Below are 16,526 nucleotides of genomic sequence, written 5' to 3'. Positions count from 1 at the left end.
CCATCGCGGTTTCGGAGTGGACACAAGGCACGGGGGCCCGCAGCGACGGGCCCCCTTGGCGTTTGGGAGGCCAAGATTTGACGTGGGACAGGCGGACACGAGGCATGCCGGACGGATACCGGGCAACGGATCATTCACGTTTCGGCGGGCTCGGGCCAAGCGGACGGCATATGTCCGACCCGGGCCAGGCCAGCGGGGCCGGGCGGGCATTGGCCTCGCGGACCGGGAGAGGCAGACACGGATCTCGCGGACGGAGCCGTGCGGATACCGGGACCACGGACGGCGCCAGATGGGCGCGGGGCGCCCGGTGGGCTCAGGCAGGGGCCGGAAAGACCAGCCCGTCAAAGAGCTTGCGCGCGGTGCGGACAGACCCGGCCGCACGGACCTGGCCCGCCGCATCGCGGGTGATCACCACGTCGGCCGCGCCCGAGGGATGTTCGATGGCAAAGCGGTCACCCGCCGGCAGATCGGCCAGGGCGGCGGCGGGACTGTCCGGCAGGGTGCAGGCCGTGGCCACGCTGATCGCCGCAAAGACCCCGATCGAGGCATGGCAGCGATGGGGGATGAAACTGCGGGTGGCAATGACACCTCCGGCCCGGGGCGGGGCGACCAGGGTCATCTTGGGCACCGATTTCGCGGCCACGTCGCCCAGGCCCATCATCGGCCCGGCGGCCAGGCGGATGGCTTCCAGCCGGGCCTTCAGCGCGGTGTCGGCTTCGAGCGCGGCGGGCGGTTCCTGGCCGGTCAGGCCGAGGGCCGTGGCCGGCAGGATGACACAGGGCATGCCGTTGTCGATCAGGGTGCAGGGCAGGCCGTCGATCCGGTCGCAGGCCCGGCCGGTGGGCAGCAGCGCGCCGCACATCGACCCGGCCAGCCGGTCGAACATCAGTGCCACGGGCGCATGGGCGCCGGGCACGCCGTCGATCCGTGCGGTGCCGTCATAGCAGACCCGGCCCTGCGGTGTTTGCACCCGGGCCGTGGCAATTTCGCCGGTGTTGCACATGTGGATGCGCACGGCGGTTTCGCCGGGTGTGGCAGCGACCAACCCGCGTTCGATGGCCGCCGGGCCGACTCCGGCCAGGATGTTGCCGCAGCCCTGGGCATCGGAGACCACGGGCCGGTCGGGGAAGACCTGGAGAAAGAGGTAATCGACATCGGCATCGGGCCGCGAGGGCGGGGCGAGGATGGCAACCTTGGAGGTCAGCGGATCGCCTCCGCCGATGCCGTCGACCTGGCGCGGGTCGGGCGAGCCCATCAGGCGCAGCAGCAGGGCATCGCGGGTCGCCCGGTCGGACGGCAGATCGGCGGCCAGCAGGTAGGCGCCCTTGGACGTGCCGCCGCGCATCCACAGGCAGGGGATGCCCGCCGCCGAGGCCACCGCCGCGCCGCCGGGTGATCCGACCGCTGATGGCGCCGGCCCATCGGCGGGCCTGCCCGCGGCCCCGGCCGGACCCGCCGACGCACCGGCCCCGGGCCGGGCCATGCCACCCGCACCGGCTGAATCGGCCGGGCTGTCAGACATATTTCAGGCCCTTCTCGGCCAGCCGCCCGCGCATGTCGTAGATGTCCAGTCCCAGTTCGCCGGCCGCCAGCCGCGCGCGCTTGGCCTCTTCGGCCGCGACCCGCTTGTCGGCCCCTTGCAGGACCGCCGCGCAATCCCCGCGCGGCACCACGACAACCCCGTCGTCATCGGCCACGATCACGTCGCCCGGCGCCACGGCCTGGCCGGCACAGACCACCGGCACGTTGACCGACCCAAGGGTTTCCTTGACCGTGCCCTGCGCGCTGATCGCCCGGGACCAGACCGGAAAGCCCATGTCGGTCAGGTCGCGGACATCGCGGCACCCGGCGTCGATGATCAGCCCGGCACAGCCCCTCGCCCGGGCCGATGTGGCCAGCAGGTCGCCGAAATAGCCGTTGTCACAGGGCGAGGTCGGGGCCAGCACCAGCACGTCGCCGGGCTGGACCTGTTCGATGGCCACGTGCAGCATCCAGTTGTCGCCCGGCGGGGCCGAGATGGTCACCGCCGGCCCGGCGATCCGCGCGCCCGGATAGATCGGGCGCATGTAGCTGTGCAGGCAGCCCGTCCGCCCGGCGGCCTCGTGCACCGTGGCCACTCCCGCCGCGCCCAGCCGGGCGACAAGGGCGGGATCGGGCCGTTCGATATCCTGTACGACGATGGGCATGGCTCAGCCTTTCTGCACCGGCGGGGTGCCGTGGGTGTGGAAGCTTTCGATGGTCTTCAGGCCCCAGGCCTGGCCCTTGCGGCGGTCGGCCTCGGTCCAGGCCACGGGCTGCCAGTCGGGCGCCAGGATCAGCCGCGCCCCGGCATTGGCCAGCTCGACCCGGTTGCCCGCCGGTTCCCAGACATACAGGAAGAACGTGCCCTGGATCGCATGCTTGTGCGGCCCGGTCTCGATATGCACGCCGTTCTGCAGAAAGATGTCGGCCGCGCGCAGGATGTCCTCGCGCTGGTCGGTGGCATAGGTGACGTGGTGCAACCGGCCCATCCCGCCGCCATGCTCCTCGGTGCAGGCCAGGTCGTAGGTCTTGTTGTTGACCGTGAACCAGCAGCCGCCGATCCGCCCGTTGTCGAGCTGGATGTATTCCGTCACCCGGCTGCCCAGGCAGGTTTCCATGAACCGCCGGAACTCGGCCACGTCCTCGGACAGCAGGTTGAGATGGTCGATCCGCCGGGGCGCCGCGCCATGGAAGGCCGAGGCCGTGTTCTTGAGCGCCGCGCGTTCGGCCCGGGCCTGGGGTTCGTACCAGCGCGTGTCGTAATAGATCTCGAAGACATGGCCGAACGGGTCTTCGAAGCGATAGGCCCGGTCGTGGCCGAGATCGCCGTCGACCCAGCCATGGGTCTTGTAGCCCGAGGCCTCGATCGCCGCCACGCGCCGGTCCAGCGCCTGCGGGCTGGCCGCGCGATAGCCGATATGGCCGACGCCCGTGGTCTCGGCCCGGGTCAGTTTCAGCGTGTGGTATTCGTAATCGTCCCAGGCCCTGAGATAGGCGCTGGTGCGGTCCTCGCCCGACAGGGTCAGCCCGTAGACCCGGGTGAAGAAATCGAGGCTTTCGTCATATTTGTCGGTCAGCATCTCGACATGGCCCAGGTGGGCGATGTCCATGGCGGGGTTGGTCGGATCGGGCATGGTCTGTTCCTTGGATCGGGGGCCGGTCAGGTGCCGGGCGCGGGCCGGACCGGCCGCGCGGCGGGGTCGGGGCGGGCGGCCGGGATAATGCCGACAGAGCGGCAACGGGTGTCATTCTGCCGGGCCCGGCCTCGCCACGCCAGCGGTCGGCGCATCGGGCCGGGCGACAGGAACGCCGGGCGGCCCCGGCGGGTGAGGCCGGCGGGCCGGCGACACGCACGGTCATCCCGCCGACCCGGCCACGCCGCCCCTCGCGGCACAGGGCCGGACGACAGGAACGCCGGGCCACGGCTCACAGCGTATCGACCGTGCGGGGAAAGACCGATTGGAAGCCCTCGGCATAGCGGCAATCGCGGCCACCCGACTGGCCGCCGGAATTGCGCTTGAAATGGTTGGCCCGCTGCTGGGCCACGCGGGTGTAATAGTCCCACAGGTGGACCTGGCCGTTCATGCATTCCATCGCGGCGCGCTTGCGGTCCCAGACCGGGGTGATGTCGAGGAAGACATCCGGCTTCCAGCCCATCTGCTCGGTCTGGTGCGGTTCGAACAGGTAGAGCTGCGGCGCGCCCAGCACCTGCTGGCCGGGTTCATGGCCCCAGGCCTGGGCGATCATCCGGGCCTCCAGCGCGACCTTGGTCATGTACATGTGGTCGGTGTTGTAGGGATCGTATTGCGAATGGCACATCATGAAGGCCGGCTGGACCGCGCGGATCAGATCGACCAGCCGATAGGTGTCGTCGCGATCAAGATGCAGCGGGTAGTCGCCCAGGTCGAAACACTCCAGCCGGTGCACGCCAAGCGCATCTGCGGCGGCTTCGGCCTCGGCCCGGCGGATGTCCTTGACCTGTTGCAGCGTCTTGCCTTCCTTCCACAGCCGGGCGCTTTCTCCGCGCTCGCCAAAGGACAGGCAGGCCACCGTGACATCGTACCCCTGCGCCGCGTGCAGCGCGATCGCCCCGCCGCAGCGCCAGACGAAATCGGCGGCATGGGCCGAAATCACCAGCGCCGTCTTCGGGGCCGGATCGGGCGCCGTGTCGGGCCGCTGTTGGTCGGCTGCATCGGGCGTGGCGCTGGCTTGGGTCATGAACGGGGCTCCTCGGCATCGGTTCGCGCCTGTCCTGATGGCATCCCGGCCCGGCGGGGGGCAAATTTGAAGCCCAGTTGATCGGATAAGAATTTGCTATAAGCTTTGCCCGCGTCCCGGGCCGGGGCGGGCCGGGTGCTGCACGATGCACCCCGGTCGCACCACCCGCCCGGGCCGGACTGCAAGCCCTTGAAACCCCGGGCAAAGCCCCGCGCCGTGAGGAACGCCCTCGATGGTCTCGCGCAATCTCAGGCACTTCCGGCTGTTCCTGGCCGTGGCCGACAGCGGTTCCCCGACGCTGGCCGCCGCCCGGTGCAACCTGTCCCAGCCGGCCGTCACCCAGGCCGTGGCCAAGCTGGAACGCGAGGTCGGCGGGGCGCTGTTCGACCGCACCCGCCAGGGGCTGGCCCTGACCGATCGCGGCCGGGTGCTGGACAGCCGCCTGCGCCGGGCGATGGACCGGCTGGACGCCGCCCTGGCCGAAGTGGCCAACCGCCTGACCCTGACGGCCACCACGGCCCAGCTGCAGGCCGTCATCGCCCTGGCCGAAACCCAGAATTCGTCGCTGGCCGCACGCCAGCTGGGCCTGGCCCAGCCGACGGTGCACCGGGCCGTGACCCATGTCGAAGGCGATGCCGGCAAGCCGCTGTTCCAGCGCACGCCCCATGGCATGATCGCCACCCGGGCCTGCCGCCAGATCGCCCGGGCGGCCCAGCTGGCCTTTTCCGAGTTCGACCAGGCCGAGGCCGACCTGGCCGAGTTCGACGGCCGCGACGCCGGGCGCATCGTGATCGGCTGCCTGCCCCTGTCGCGCTCGGTCATCCTGCCCGAGGCCCTGGCCCGGTTCCGCCAGGCCCGGCCCAAGCTGCAGGTCACCCTGCATGACGGGCCTTACATGGACATGCTGCGCGGCCTGCGCCGGGGCGAGATCGACGTGATCATCGGCGCCCTGCGCCAGCCCGCCCCGGTCGACGACGTGATCCAGGAACAGCTTTTCGCCGACCGTCTGGCCTGCATCGCCCGGCCCGGCCATCCGCTGACCGCCGAGACCGACGTTCCGCTCGACGTGCTGGCCCAGCATGCCTGGGTCGTGCCCCGCCAGGGCACGCCCACCCGCGAACAGTTCGACGAGCTTTTTGCCAGCCACGGGCTGGACCTGCCCGACAGCATCGTCGAATGCGGGTCCATCCTGCTGATGCGCGAGGTTCTGGCCCGCAGCGAGCTGATCGGCTGCATCTCGGCGCGCCAGGCCGCGGCCGAGGTCGACAAGGGCCTCGTCGCGCGCCTGCACACGCGGATCGCCTCGCCGGCCCGGGCCATCGGCCTGACCTACCGGCGCGGCTGGGTGCCGACCAAGGCCCAGAGCCTGATGCTGGACCTGCTGCGCGACGCCGCGGCCGCCGCACCTCCCGTATAGCCTGCACTTATCCCCGCCCGACCAGTTTGAATTGGTGTTTCCCGGCCCCCGGCTGACACAAGGACCCTCGTTCAATCGGGGGGCCGGCCGGGCGATGCGCGCCCTTGGCCCCGCGCAGATCCTTTCGGGAGGAGACACGATGCGACTGACGACACTGATCGCCGCGGCCGGGCTGGGCCTGATGGCCGGGGCCGCGCTGGCCGAAGAGCTGAGCTTTGCCAATTTCATGCCCCCGGGCCATCCCTACGTGGCCGGGGCGTTCCAGCCCTTTGCCGACATGGTCGCCGACAAGACCGGCGGCGAGGTCACCGTGCGGCTCTACAACGGCGGCGAGCTGGGCCCGGGCCCCGTCGAGCAATACAACCGCGCCGTCGACGGCGTGGCCGATTTTGCCATCAGCCTGCCGGGCTATACCGCCGCGACCTTCCCGCGGACCCTGGTGGCCGAACTGCCCGGGGTGATCGACACCGAAACCGGCACGGCCGACATCTGGGCCAATATCGACCTGGTCAAGGACGAGTTCCGCCGGGTCCAGCTGGTCTCGCTCTGGTCCAGCGCGCCCAACGTGCTTTACAGCCGCGACACGGCCATCCGCACGCCCGACGACGTCCGGGGCATGAACATCCGCGTGCCCTCGCGCAATGCCGGGCTGCAGGTCGAGGCCTGGGGCGGCAACCCGGTGTCGATGCCGGTGACCGAGATCTACAATGCCATGCAGACCGGGGTGATCGACGCGGCGATGATCGACACCACGGCCACCCGGGCCTTTCGCCTGGGCGAGGTCGCCCGGTTCCTGACCCTGGGCTTCGATGCGACCAACTCGCCGTTCTTCATCGTGATGAACCGCGACGCCTTCCGCGACCTGCCCGATGCCGCCCAGGCCGCCGTGCTCGACGCCGGGCGCGCGGCTTCGGACCTGGCCAACCGCACCCAGCTTGACGTGGCCGAGGCCGGCATCGCGGCCTTTGCCGAGATGGGCGGCGAAGTGATCGAGCTGACCGCCGAAGAGGCCGCGGCCTTTGACGCGCTGTCCGCCCCGGTGGTCGATGCCGTGGTGGCCGAGGTCGGCGGCAATGCCGCGGACATCGTCGACGCGCTGCGCAAAGACTGAGCCGGTGGCCGCGATGACATCCCCGACCTGGGCGGCCTGGGCCGGCCGGGTCCCGGCGCTGCTGGCCGTGGGGGCCGGGCTCTGCCTGCTCGGCATGGTCTGCGTCGTGACCCTAGGCGTCGTGCTGCGCTATGTCTTCGGCGCGCCCCTGCTGGGCGTGAACGAGATCGTCCAGCTGATCGCCGTGGCGCTGGTCATGCTGGCCCTGCCCTATTGCACGGCCAGCGGCGCCCATGTGCGGGTCGACCTGTTCGACCGCGTGCTGGGCCGGGCCGGCCGGCTGGCCGGCGACCTGCTGGGCCGGGGCCTGTCGATCGTGGCCCTGGCCGTGATCTGCCGCCAGGCCTGGCGCAAGGCCGCCGAGGCCATGGAATTCGGCGATGCCACCAACATGCTGGGCCTGCCGCTCTGGCCGTTCTACGGCGCGATCCTGGCGGGCATGGGCCTGTGCGTCCTGGTCGACCTGGTCCAGGTTGCCGCCCTGCTGGCCGGCCATGACCTGGACGGGCCCGACACCTCCGAGGCCCCCACCGCCCCCGAGGCCGGCACAGACCACAAGACCGGCGTGCCGGCGGCCAAAGCGCATGCCTTTCGCGACGCCCCTGATGCAACGCCCGCTGCGCCCGGCGGTCCGGCCCCGTCCGACCCCAAAGCACCCAACACCCCGACCGGCAAGGAGCAGACCCGATGACCGACGTGACAATCGGCGTGCTGGGCATCGGCGGGCTGTTCCTGCTGATGATCCTGCGCACGCCCGTGGCCTTTGCCATGCTGCTGACCGGCTTTTTCGGCATCTGGTTCCTGGACGGGCTGCGCCGGGCCACGGCCATCATGTTCACCGAAACCTATTCCTCGGTGTCCAACTACAACCTCATCGTCGTGCCGATGTTCGTCCTTCTGGGCAATGTCGCCTCGGAAGCCGGGTTCAGCCGGTCGCTCTATGACGCCGCCCATGCCTGGGTCGGCCGGTTCCGCGGCGGGCTGGCCTCGGCCTCGGTGCTGGGCTGCGCGGCCTTTTCGGCCGTGTCGGGCTCGTCGGTGGCCACGGCCGTGACCATCGGCCGGGTCGCCCTGCCCGAGATGAAGCGCTTTGGCTATGCCCCGGGCCTGGCCACCGGGGCGGTGGCCGCCGGAGGCACGCTGGGCTTCCTGATCCCGCCGTCCACGGGCTTTGTGATCTATGCCATCCTGACCGAGGAATCGATCGGCCGGCTGTTCATGGCCGGCATCCTGCCCGGCCTGCTGATGTCGGCCCTGTTCATCGCCGCGATCTGGCTGGTCACCCTGCTCCGCCCCGAGGCCGGCCCCCGGGGCACGCCCCAGCCCCTGGCCGAACGGCTGCGGCTCTTTGCCCGGGCCGCGCCGCTGATCGCCGTGATCGTGGTGTCGATCGGCGGGATCTACCTGGGCGTCTTCACCCCGGTCGAGGCCTCGGGCATCGGCGCCGGGCTGGTCATCGTGATCGCCCTGGTCACCGGCGGGCTGTCGCGGACCGGTTTCGTCAAGGCCATGCGCGAGACCGTGCGCACCTCGGCCATGCTCTACATGATCGTCATCGGGGCCAACGTGCTGAACCCCTTCCTGGCCATCACCGACATCCCCCTGGCGCTCAGCAAGATGCTGACCCACCTGGGCCTCGGGCCCTATGGCACGCTGACCGCGATCCTGCTGAGCTATGTCGTGCTGGGCATGTTTCTCGACGGGCTGGCCATGCTGGTCGTCACGGTGCCGATCTACTACCCGGTGATTCTGGCCCTGGGGTTCGACCCGATCTGGTTCGGCGTGATTGCCGTGATCGTCATCGAGATGGGCATGATCACCCCGCCGGTCGGGCTGAATGTCTTTGTCGTGCGCGGGGTGGCCGGTGGCGTGCCGCTGACGACGATCTTCGGCGGGGTGCTGCCCTTCCTGCTGGCCATGATCATCACCCTGTTGCTGATCATCCTGATCCCGGGCATCGCCCTGCTGATCCCCAATTCGATGTTCGGATGATCACCCCCCGGGCCGCGCTGTCCAGCCCGGGCCGGGGATCCCGGCGCACGTCATGGGGCTTCGATCTGGCCCGGCGACATGGGGCATTGGCCTGGTTCTATGGTGAGGGCCATTGCACCGGCCCCACGTCACGAACAATCGGCCGGCCCCCATGCCACGGGCCATTGGTCCGGTTTTATGTCTCGGGCCATTGGCCCAGCCCCAAACCGTGGATGATGCGCCCCGCCATAAGCCCTGCGCCCGGATGGGCGGCACGGATCACGTGCTCGTCACGACGCAAGGGCATTTGCCCCATTGCCGGGAAGCCCCCCAAATGCTCCGGCCTCAGAACCCAGACACCAGCAGATCCACCGCCGCCACGATCCGATCACGCTCGGCCACTGCATTGGCGATTTCCGGGCCCAGCACCCCGGCCGGCAGGGCAACCATCTGCGACATGACAATGACATGGGCCTCGCCGCCGACCTGGCAGGGAATGTGCAACCGGGGCACCAGCGCGCCCCAGTCGTCCCGGCGCTGGACCGGCGCGCAGAGCAGGTAGGGCGTGTCGACGCCCAGGTCGGTCTGCACCCGGCAGACCAGTTCCGGCCCGTCGCGCAGCCGGTGGATCGCGCCCTGCATCCGCCGGTCAGAGCTGGCGGAACCGGGCCAGCGTCGGCCCCGCACGGTCCAGGTGGCGGGCCTCGTCGGCCAGCCCCTGGCGCGCCGCCGCGACCCAGTTCGCGCGGTCGCGATCGGCCTGCGACCGGGCCAGGCCCTGGTCGATGCACGTGCGCACGAGATCGGCGACCGACACGCCCTGCAGCCGGGCCTCGGCCTCAAGCGCGGCCTTGCGGGCGTCGCCCAGGTTGCGGATGTTCAACGAACTGGTCATGGCACGGCCTCCGGTGGTGCATCGTCAAGATAGGGCGACACCCCGCGCAACACAAGATGCAACACATCCCGCGACACAATACGCAACGCGCCCGGCCCTACTCCGCGGCCCGCCGTCGCCCGTCAATGCCGACCAGCGCCCGCACGGCCTCGGCATCGCCGGCAAAGCGTGGCCCGGCCTCGGCCGCGAACCGGGCGCAATCGGCCAGGAAGGCCTCACCCCCGACCGTGGCAATCACCGACAGGGCGCCGCCGGTCCAGGGCGGATAGCCGATCCCCAGGACCGAGCCGGTATCGGCCGTGGCCGCATCCCCGATCACCCCTTCGGACAGGCAGCGCAGGCTTTCCAGCGCCTGCACGTACAGCAGCCGCTTGCCCACATCCGCCGCCGAGGGCTGGGCCGCCCGGGACGGATACATCTCGCCCAGCCCGGGCCAGAGCCGCCGGCTGCCGTCGTCCCGCGTCTCGTAGAACCCGCCGCCGGCCTTGCGGCCCAGCCGGCCCCGGGCGCACATCGCCTCGACCACCGGGGCGGCATGGCCGCGCAGGAACCGCTCGTCCAGCCCGTCGGCCCGGGCCTGGTCGATGACCAGTTTCTGCAGGTCCAGCGAAACCTCGTCGGTCACCGCCAGGGGGGCCATGGGGAACCCGGCCTGGCGCGCGGCATTCTCGATCAGCGCCGGGGCAATGCCCTCGGCCAGCATGGCCATGGCCTCGTCGATGTAACTGCAGAACACCCGGCTGGTGTAGAACCCCGGGCTGTCGCGCACGGTGATCGGCACCTTGCCCAGCCGGGTGACAAAGGCCAGCGCCTCGGCCAGGGTCGCCGGCGACGTGGCGCTGCCGGTGATGACCTCGACCAGGGGCATGCGTTCGACCGGCGAGAAGAAATGCAGCCCGATGAACCGGGCCGGGTCGGCCAGAGTACGGGCCAGGCCGGTGATCGGCAGGGTCGAGGTGTTCGACGCCATGACCCCGCCCTTTGCCAGCATCGGCTCGGCCGCTGCCATTGCCTGGGCCTTGACCGCCCGGTTCTCGAAGACCGCCTCGATGATCAGCCCGCATCCCGCCAGGTCGGCCGGATCGGCGGTCGGCCGGACCCGGGCGGCCAAGGCATCGGCCTCTGCCCGGCTGGCCTGGCCCCGGCTCACCGCCCGGTCGCCCTGGGCCCGGACATGGGCCAGGCCCCGTTCGGCGGCGTCCATGCTGCGGTCCAGCAGAACCACGTCCAGCCCGGCGCCGGCGGCGACATTGGCAATGCCCGCGCCCATCATCCCGGCGCCCAGCACACCCAGCCGGTCCGGTGCCACCGCCCCGGCCGGCAGGGCCACAGGCCGCCGGGCCGCGGCCTGGGTCCGGGCCGAGCGCAGCAGATTGCCGGCCACCGGATCGCAGAGCACCTGCGCGGCCAGGTCGGCCTCGACCTGCAACGCCCGGTCGATCGGCAGCAGGGTGCCTTCGTAGACCGCCGTCAGCAGCGCATGCGGCGCGGGATAGCGCGACCGGCCGGCCTTGAGCCGCGAGGTATTGGCCTGGAACACCTCACCCGCGAAAGGCGCCAGCGGCCCGGCCCCGCCGGGCAGGCGATAGCCCCTGATATCCCAGGGCCGCACGGCCTTGTCCGGTGTATCACCGGTCAGCCAGGCCCGGGCCATGTCGACCAGCGCCGGGCCATCGCCGGCCAGACCGTCCAGCAGGCCCAGCTGCAGCGCCGCGTCATCGGCCAGCAGCCGGCCATCGAGCAGCAGCGGCACCGCCGCCTCGATCCCGGCCAGGCGCGGCAGGCGCTGGCTGCCGCCAAGGGCGGGCAGGCAGCCCAGGGCAATGTCCGGAAGCCCGAACCGCGCGCCCGGCCCGGCCAGGGCCAGCCGGTGATGGCAGGCCAGGGCCAGCTCCCATGCCGGGCCGGTCGCCCGGCCGTGCAACAGGGCCACGACGGGCTTGCCGCAGGTTTCCAGCCGGCGCAGCACCGCGGCCTCGGCGCGGATCGTTTCGGCCAGGGCCAGGACCGGCCCGCCCGTGTCGATCCGGTCGAGCAGCGCGGCCGTGTCGGGCGCGGCCAGCAGGTCGGGCCCTTCGCCCGCCCGTAGGATCGCGCCCTGCACGGCATCGTCCCCGGCCAGCCGGTCGACCGCCCGGCCCAGCTCGGCCCAGAGCGCCGGACCCGGGGCGGCCGGCCCGCCATCGGGCCCGGCCAGCGACAGGATGGCAATGCCGTCACCGGCGGTTTCATATGTGACCTGACATGTGGCCTGGGGCATGTGATCCCTCCCTTCGATCAGACGCGTTCGATGATCATGGCAATGGCCATGCCGGCCGCCGCACAGAGCGTGATCAGCGCGGTGTTGAGATCGCGCCGTTCCAGTTCGTCCAGCACCGTGCCCGCGATCATCGCTCCGGTCGCGCCCAGCGGATGACCCATGGCAATCGCCCCGCCGGCCACGTTGACCCGGTCGTGGGACACGTCCATCTCGGCCATGAAGCGCAGCACGACGCTGGCAAAGGCCTCGTTGACCTCGAAGAGGTCGATGTCGTCCACGGTCATGCCCGCCCGGCCCAGCACCTTGCGCGTGACGGCGGCCGGGCCGGTCAGCATGATCGCCGGCTCGCTGCCGATGCTGCCGGCCGCGACGATCCGCGCCCGGGGGGCCAGGCCGGATTGGGCGGCAAAGGCATCGTTGCCGATCAGCATGGCCACCGCCCCGTCGACGATGCCCGAGGAATTGCCCCCGGTATGCACATGGTCGATGCATTCGACCTGCGGGTAGCGTTGCAGCATCACCGCATCCAGCCCGTCGCGTTCGCCCATCCCGGCAAAGGCCGGTTTCAGCCGGGCCAGGTCGGCCGGGCCGGTGCCCGGGCGCATGTGTTCGTCGCGGGTCAGCAGCACCCGGCCCAGTCGGTCGGTCACCGGCAGGATCGACCGGTCGAACCAGCCGCCGTCCCAGGCCATGGCCGCCCGGCGCTGGCTTTCGGCGGCATAGGCGTCGACGTCATCGCGGCCATAACCGTCCATCGTGGCGATCAGGTCGGCGCCGATGCCCTGCGGGATGTACCAGGTGTCCCAATTGGTGCGCGGGTCGGAATAGCAGGCCCCGCCATCGGAAAAGATCGGCACGCGCGACATCGATTCCACCCCGGCGGCGACCATGGCATCCGCCTCGCCGGCCTTGACCCGGGCCGAGGCCACGTTGATGGCCTCCAGCCCCGAGGCGCAGAACCGGTTCAGTTGCACCCCGGCGACGGTCTCGGCATAGCCGGCCTGGATCGCCGCGACCCGGGCCATGTTGCAGCCCTGTTCGCCGACGGGCGAGACCACGCCCATGATGACGTCATCCACCAGCCCGGTATCCAACCCGTTGCGGTCGCGCAGGCCAGCCAGGGTCTGGGTGGCCAGGGAGATCGGCGTGACCGGGTGCAGGGCGCCATCCGGGCGGCCCTTGCCACGCGGGGTGCGCAGGTGGTCGAAGATCAGGGCACGGGTCATGGGCGCTCTCTCTGCAGGGGCGGGCCGGGGCCGCGCGGGTCTTGTCGGGTCTTGTCGGGGGCGGGCGGATGCCGCGCCGAGCGTCGTGGGCCGGGCGATCTGCGCCGCACCGGGGGGCTTTGGCCGGCGGCACGGGACGCGCCGGGGCCGTGGGCCGGGTGGGGCCTGTCGCGCCGAGGTCGTGGACCGGGTGGCACGGGTCACCCGGCGTTCCTTCGGTGCCGGGGCCGCCAAGCCGCCCCGACCCATCCGTTTCCGGGGCGGTCATACCGCCCGACATCCTTCCGTTGCGCGGCGGCAAGGCCGCCCAGCGGTCTTCCTGTGACGGGCGGCCTTGCCGCCCCATCCCTGTCCATTTGCGGGGCAGCAAGGCCGCCCCGATGCCATTCGTTACAGGGCAGCACGGCCACCCTGCCGCGCCCGTCAGACGGCGGTATAGCCGCCATCGACCAGGTGATAGGACCCGGTGACAAAGGCCGCGTTGTCCGACAGCAGGAAGGCCACCAGCCCGGCCACCTCTTCGGGCGTGCCCAGCCGGCCGGCCGGGTGCAGGGCGACAAGCGCAGCCTTGGCCGCGTCATCCAGCACGTTCAGCAGGGGCGTTTCGATATAGGCCGGGCCGACGGCATTCACGCGGATGCCCTGGCGGGCGTATTCCACGGCCGCCGTCTTGGTCAGCCCGACCACCGCATGTTTCGCCGCGACATAGGCCGAGGCATGGGCCGTGCCGACCGATCCCAGGATCGAAGCCACGTTGACCACCGCGCCGCCGCCCGATTGCAGCATCGCCGGGATGCCATGGCGCAGGCCGTAGAACACCGCGTTGAGATTGACGTCGATCACCTTGCGCCACTGGTCCACCGGGTAGCTGCCCACCGGCTCCTGCACACCGGCGATGCCGGCATTGTTGACCAGCAGCTGCAGCCCGCCGGCCGCCATCACCGTCCCGACCAGCGCCTCGACGGCCTGCGGGTCGGACACATCGCCGGCCAGGGCCACGGCCCGGCCCCCGGCCCCGGTGATCTCGGCCACGGCCGCATCGGCGCTGTCCTGCGTCAGGTCGGCCACAAAGACCTGCGCCCCCGACGCGGCCAGCCGCTGCGCGATGGCCTTGCCGATGCCCGAGCCCGCGCCGGTGACCAATGCGTTCTTTCCCTGGAAATCCGTCTGCATGTTCCCGGTTCCTTTCCTGTTCCGATGGGCGCCCCGAAGGCCGGGGCACCCTTCAGATGTAGAAACGCCCCTGCTCCGCTGCCATGCGCCGCAGCGATGGCGGGGCTGCACAGGACGCGCCGACCCGCGGCGCCAGCCGGTCGCAGGCCGCCACCAGAGCCCCGGCCCCCAGCCAGTCGGCATAGCGCAGGCACCCGCCGGCATAGGCCGGAAAGCCGATGCCCAGCAAAAGCGCCTGGTCCAGCTCTTCGGCCGTGGCCACGGCGCCTTCCTCGAGGGCGGTGATCGCCTCGACAAGGGTGGGCACCATGATGCGCTCGACGATCTCGGCTTCGGTCATGTCCTGCCGCCGCCCGCCGGTAACCCGCGCGACAACACCATCGGCCCCCGCCGACGGCGCCTTTTCAAGCCGCCCGTCGGCATTGCGCGCGTAACGATAGAACCCCTCGCCCGATTTCTGGCCCAGCCGCCCGGCCCGGGCCATTTCAGCGATGATGTTGGGCCCTTCGCCGGCCATCCGCCCGGGATAGCCCGCGCTGATGACCTCGATCACATGGGCGCCAGTATCCATGCCGACCACGTCCTCGAGGTAGGCCGGCCCCATCGGCCAGCCCCAGCCTTCCATCGCCGCGTCGATGGCGCGGAAATCGACGCCCTCGGCCACGAGGCGGCAGAAGGCGATGCAATAGGCCGTCAGGATGCGGTTGACGAGGAAGCCGGGGCAATCGTCGACCACGATGGGCGTCTTGCGCAGGTCCTGCACGCAGCGCACCGCCAGGGCCACCGCCTCCGGGGCGGTCTGCGGCGCGCGGACGATCTCCACCAGCGGCATCACCGGGACGGGGTTGAAGAAATGCATGCCCACGAGCCGCGAGGGATCTTTCAGCGCCTCGGCAATGTCCCGCACTCGTAGCGACGAGGTGTTGGTGGCGATCACCGCCTGCGCCTTGAGCTTCGGCTCCAGTTCGGCCAGCACGGCGCGCTTGACCTCGAGCTTTTCGATCACCGCCTCAATGACCAGATCGGCGGTCTCGACGCCCGTATCGTCCAGCTGCGGAAGGATCCGGCCCAGCACCTCTTCGGCCTTGGCCTGTGTAAACCGCCCGCGCGAGACCTCGCGCGCGGCGATGCGGCGGGCCTCTTCCAGCGCCTTGTCGAGCGCCGGCTGGGCGATGTCCTTGACGCGGACCTGCATGCCCGACCGCGCACAGGCCCAGGCGATGCCGCCACCCATGATCCCGGCGCCCAGCACCAGCACATGGGCGATCTTGGGCGCGCCCTCGGCGGCCTTGGCGGCCAGTTTCTTGACCTTGCGCTCGGCGAAGAAGGCGCCGGTCAGGGCGTTGGCCGCCTGGGTCTTGGCAATCTCGGCGAAGGTCCGGCCTTCCATCTCAAGCGCCGCGTCCCGGTCGACCGGAGCGGCCCGGCGCAGCAGGTCCACGGCCATGGCGACCTGCGGTTGGCCCTTGGGCACGCGTTTGGTGATCTGTTTGGCCAGCGCGTCGAAATCGACGGTCGCGTGTCCGGGAACCGGCCCCTTGCGGGCGGCGCGGGCGGTCTTCCATGCGTCGGGATCCGCCGCGAACGATTTCCCCAGAGCAATGGCCGCCGGCAGCACCTCGTCCCGCGGCACGGCCTGTTCGGCGACACCCACGCTCACGGCCTTACCCGCCGGGATCGGCGCGCCCGAGGCGATCATGGCAAGGCTCTCCTCGATCCCCGCCAGCCGGGGCAGCCGCACCGTGCCGCCCAGACCCGGGATCAGGCCCAGCTTGACCTCGGGAAGGCCAAGCGCGGCATCCTCGGACAGCACCCGCGCATCGGAACATAGCGCCAGTTCAAGCCCGCCCCCCAAAGCCATCCCGCAGACCGCCGCGACCACCGGGAAGGGCAGGTCCTCGAGCGCGGAATAGCCCGCGTTGAGCGGCGCGTTGGTGGCAAAGATCCCGCCCGCATCCCTGGCGAACAGCGCGCCGAACTCGGTGATATCCGCGCCGACGACAAAGTCAGTCTTGCCCGAGGTGACGACCAGCGCCGTCACATCCCCCCGCCCCGTCAGAAGCGCGACACATTCGGCCAGCTCGGCATGCAGGGTCCTGCCCACCGTGTTGAACGGCGCGCCGGGCTGGTCGATGGTCATCACCGCGATGCCGCCTTCCAGCCCCAGCGTCAGGTCGCGCCCCGCGAACAGCGTGTCGCGGTCGGTCAGCGTATCGGTTGCACTCATCTGAGAT

The 16,526-nt window shown here is 71.0% G+C and carries 14 protein-coding genes; 4 read left to right on the top strand and 10 right to left on the bottom strand.

What is annotated here, in order from left to right:
- Positions 1–313: 313 nt before the first annotated feature.
- The 4 genes from ACK3BB_RS21900 to ACK3BB_RS21885 form a co-directional block, all read right to left on the bottom strand.
- The gene (locus tag ACK3BB_RS21900; RefSeq protein WP_428928998.1) at positions 314–1,378 is read right to left on the bottom strand and encodes a 4-oxalomesaconate tautomerase; all 1,065 of its coding nucleotides are present in this window, start codon (positions 1,376–1,378) and stop codon (positions 314–316) included.
- Positions 1,379–1,514: 136 nt separating this feature from the next.
- On the bottom strand, positions 1,515–2,186 hold the full coding sequence (locus ACK3BB_RS21895; RefSeq protein WP_428928997.1) for a 4-carboxy-4-hydroxy-2-oxoadipate aldolase/oxaloacetate decarboxylase: 672 nt from the start codon (positions 2,184–2,186) through the stop codon (positions 1,515–1,517).
- Positions 2,187–2,189: 3 nt separating this feature from the next.
- A complete protein-coding gene (locus tag ACK3BB_RS21890) occupies positions 2,190–3,155 on the bottom strand; it encodes a VOC family protein (protein WP_428928996.1) in 966 nt (321 codons plus the stop codon).
- Between the two features lie 292 nt (positions 3,156–3,447).
- On the bottom strand, positions 3,448–4,239 hold the full coding sequence (locus ACK3BB_RS21885; RefSeq protein WP_428928995.1) for a PIG-L deacetylase family protein: 792 nt from the start codon (positions 4,237–4,239) through the stop codon (positions 3,448–3,450).
- Positions 4,240–4,471: 232 nt separating this feature from the next.
- On the opposite strand from ACK3BB_RS21885, the gene ACK3BB_RS21880 reads away from it, so the two are divergent.
- The 4 genes from ACK3BB_RS21880 (at position 4,472) to ACK3BB_RS21865 (ending at position 8,759) form a co-directional block, all read left to right on the top strand.
- Positions 4,472–5,656 carry a LysR family transcriptional regulator gene (locus tag ACK3BB_RS21880; protein ID WP_428928994.1) on the top strand — a complete coding sequence of 395 codons (1,185 nt, stop codon included), beginning with the start codon at positions 4,472–4,474 and terminating at the stop codon, positions 5,654–5,656.
- Positions 5,657–5,795: 139 nt separating this feature from the next.
- Positions 5,796–6,767, top strand: coding sequence for a TRAP transporter substrate-binding protein (locus tag ACK3BB_RS21875; RefSeq protein ID WP_428928993.1), 972 nt, complete (start codon positions 5,796–5,798; stop codon positions 6,765–6,767).
- Between the two features lie 13 nt (positions 6,768–6,780).
- On the top strand, positions 6,781–7,458 hold the full coding sequence (locus ACK3BB_RS21870) for a TRAP transporter small permease (protein ID WP_428928992.1): 678 nt from the start codon (positions 6,781–6,783) through the stop codon (positions 7,456–7,458).
- Positions 7,455–8,759: a TRAP transporter large permease gene (locus ACK3BB_RS21865; RefSeq protein WP_428928991.1), complete on the top strand. Its 1,305-nt coding sequence runs from the start codon at positions 7,455–7,457 to the stop codon at positions 8,757–8,759. The genes ACK3BB_RS21870 and ACK3BB_RS21865 overlap by 4 nt, the downstream gene beginning before the upstream one ends.
- A 324-nt stretch (positions 8,760–9,083) precedes the next feature.
- On the opposite strand, the gene ACK3BB_RS21860 is transcribed toward ACK3BB_RS21865, so the two are convergent.
- The 6 genes from ACK3BB_RS21860 to ACK3BB_RS21835 form a co-directional block, all read right to left on the bottom strand.
- Positions 9,084–9,380, bottom strand: a complete 297-nt coding sequence (locus ACK3BB_RS21860) for a CcdB family protein (protein WP_428928990.1) — start codon at positions 9,378–9,380, stop codon at positions 9,084–9,086.
- 7 nt (positions 9,381–9,387) lie between these two features.
- Positions 9,388–9,633, bottom strand: coding sequence for a hypothetical protein (locus ACK3BB_RS21855; RefSeq protein WP_428928989.1), 246 nt, complete (start codon positions 9,631–9,633; stop codon positions 9,388–9,390).
- Between the two features lie 97 nt (positions 9,634–9,730).
- Complete coding sequence (locus ACK3BB_RS21850; RefSeq protein WP_428928988.1) at positions 9,731–11,893, bottom strand: 3-hydroxyacyl-CoA dehydrogenase NAD-binding domain-containing protein; 2,163 nt, start codon at positions 11,891–11,893, stop codon at positions 9,731–9,733.
- A gap of 17 nt (positions 11,894–11,910) precedes the next feature.
- The gene (locus tag ACK3BB_RS21845) at positions 11,911–13,119 is read right to left on the bottom strand and encodes an acetyl-CoA C-acetyltransferase (RefSeq protein WP_428928987.1); all 1,209 of its coding nucleotides are present in this window, start codon (positions 13,117–13,119) and stop codon (positions 11,911–11,913) included.
- Positions 13,120–13,542: 423 nt separating this feature from the next.
- Positions 13,543–14,292 (bottom strand): SDR family NAD(P)-dependent oxidoreductase, encoded by a 750-nt coding sequence (locus ACK3BB_RS21840; protein WP_428928986.1) that lies wholly within the window; start codon positions 14,290–14,292, stop codon positions 13,543–13,545.
- Positions 14,293–14,344: 52 nt separating this feature from the next.
- Positions 14,345–16,519 (bottom strand): 3-hydroxyacyl-CoA dehydrogenase NAD-binding domain-containing protein, encoded by a 2,175-nt coding sequence (locus ACK3BB_RS21835; RefSeq protein WP_428928985.1) that lies wholly within the window; start codon positions 16,517–16,519, stop codon positions 14,345–14,347.
- Positions 16,520–16,526: the final 7 nt, after the last annotated feature.

This window comes from Marinibacterium sp. SX1, assembly GCF_050389775.1.
GTDB lineage: Bacteria > Pseudomonadota > Alphaproteobacteria > Rhodobacterales > Rhodobacteraceae > Marinibacterium.
The sequence above is the reverse complement of the archived record's forward strand: the minus strand, read 5'-3'. Positions and strand labels throughout refer to the sequence as shown.

Coding starts and splice junctions, on each gene's coding strand:
- ACK3BB_RS21875 (WP_428928993.1), top strand. CDS start 5,796: ATGCGACTGACGACACTGATCGCCGCGGCCGGGCTGGGCCTGATGGCC.
- ACK3BB_RS21835 (WP_428928985.1), bottom strand. CDS start 16,519: ATGAGTGCAACCGATACGCTGACCGACCGCGACACGCTGTTCGCGGGG.
- ACK3BB_RS21870 (WP_428928992.1), top strand. CDS start 6,781: ATGACATCCCCGACCTGGGCGGCCTGGGCCGGCCGGGTCCCGGCGCTG.
- ACK3BB_RS21885 (WP_428928995.1), bottom strand. CDS start 4,239: ATGACCCAAGCCAGCGCCACGCCCGATGCAGCCGACCAACAGCGGCCC.
- ACK3BB_RS21895 (WP_428928997.1), bottom strand. CDS start 2,186: ATGCCCATCGTCGTACAGGATATCGAACGGCCCGATCCCGCCCTTGTC.
- ACK3BB_RS21890 (WP_428928996.1), bottom strand. CDS start 3,155: ATGCCCGATCCGACCAACCCCGCCATGGACATCGCCCACCTGGGCCAT.
- ACK3BB_RS21865 (WP_428928991.1), top strand. CDS start 7,455: ATGACCGACGTGACAATCGGCGTGCTGGGCATCGGCGGGCTGTTCCTG.
- ACK3BB_RS21840 (WP_428928986.1), bottom strand. CDS start 14,292: ATGCAGACGGATTTCCAGGGAAAGAACGCATTGGTCACCGGCGCGGGC.
- ACK3BB_RS21845 (WP_428928987.1), bottom strand. CDS start 13,119: ATGACCCGTGCCCTGATCTTCGACCACCTGCGCACCCCGCGTGGCAAG.
- ACK3BB_RS21850 (WP_428928988.1), bottom strand. CDS start 11,893: ATGCCCCAGGCCACATGTCAGGTCACATATGAAACCGCCGGTGACGGC.
- ACK3BB_RS21855 (WP_428928989.1), bottom strand. CDS start 9,633: ATGACCAGTTCGTTGAACATCCGCAACCTGGGCGACGCCCGCAAGGCC.
- ACK3BB_RS21860 (WP_428928990.1), bottom strand. CDS start 9,380: ATGCAGGGCGCGATCCACCGGCTGCGCGACGGGCCGGAACTGGTCTGC.
- ACK3BB_RS21880 (WP_428928994.1), top strand. CDS start 4,472: ATGGTCTCGCGCAATCTCAGGCACTTCCGGCTGTTCCTGGCCGTGGCC.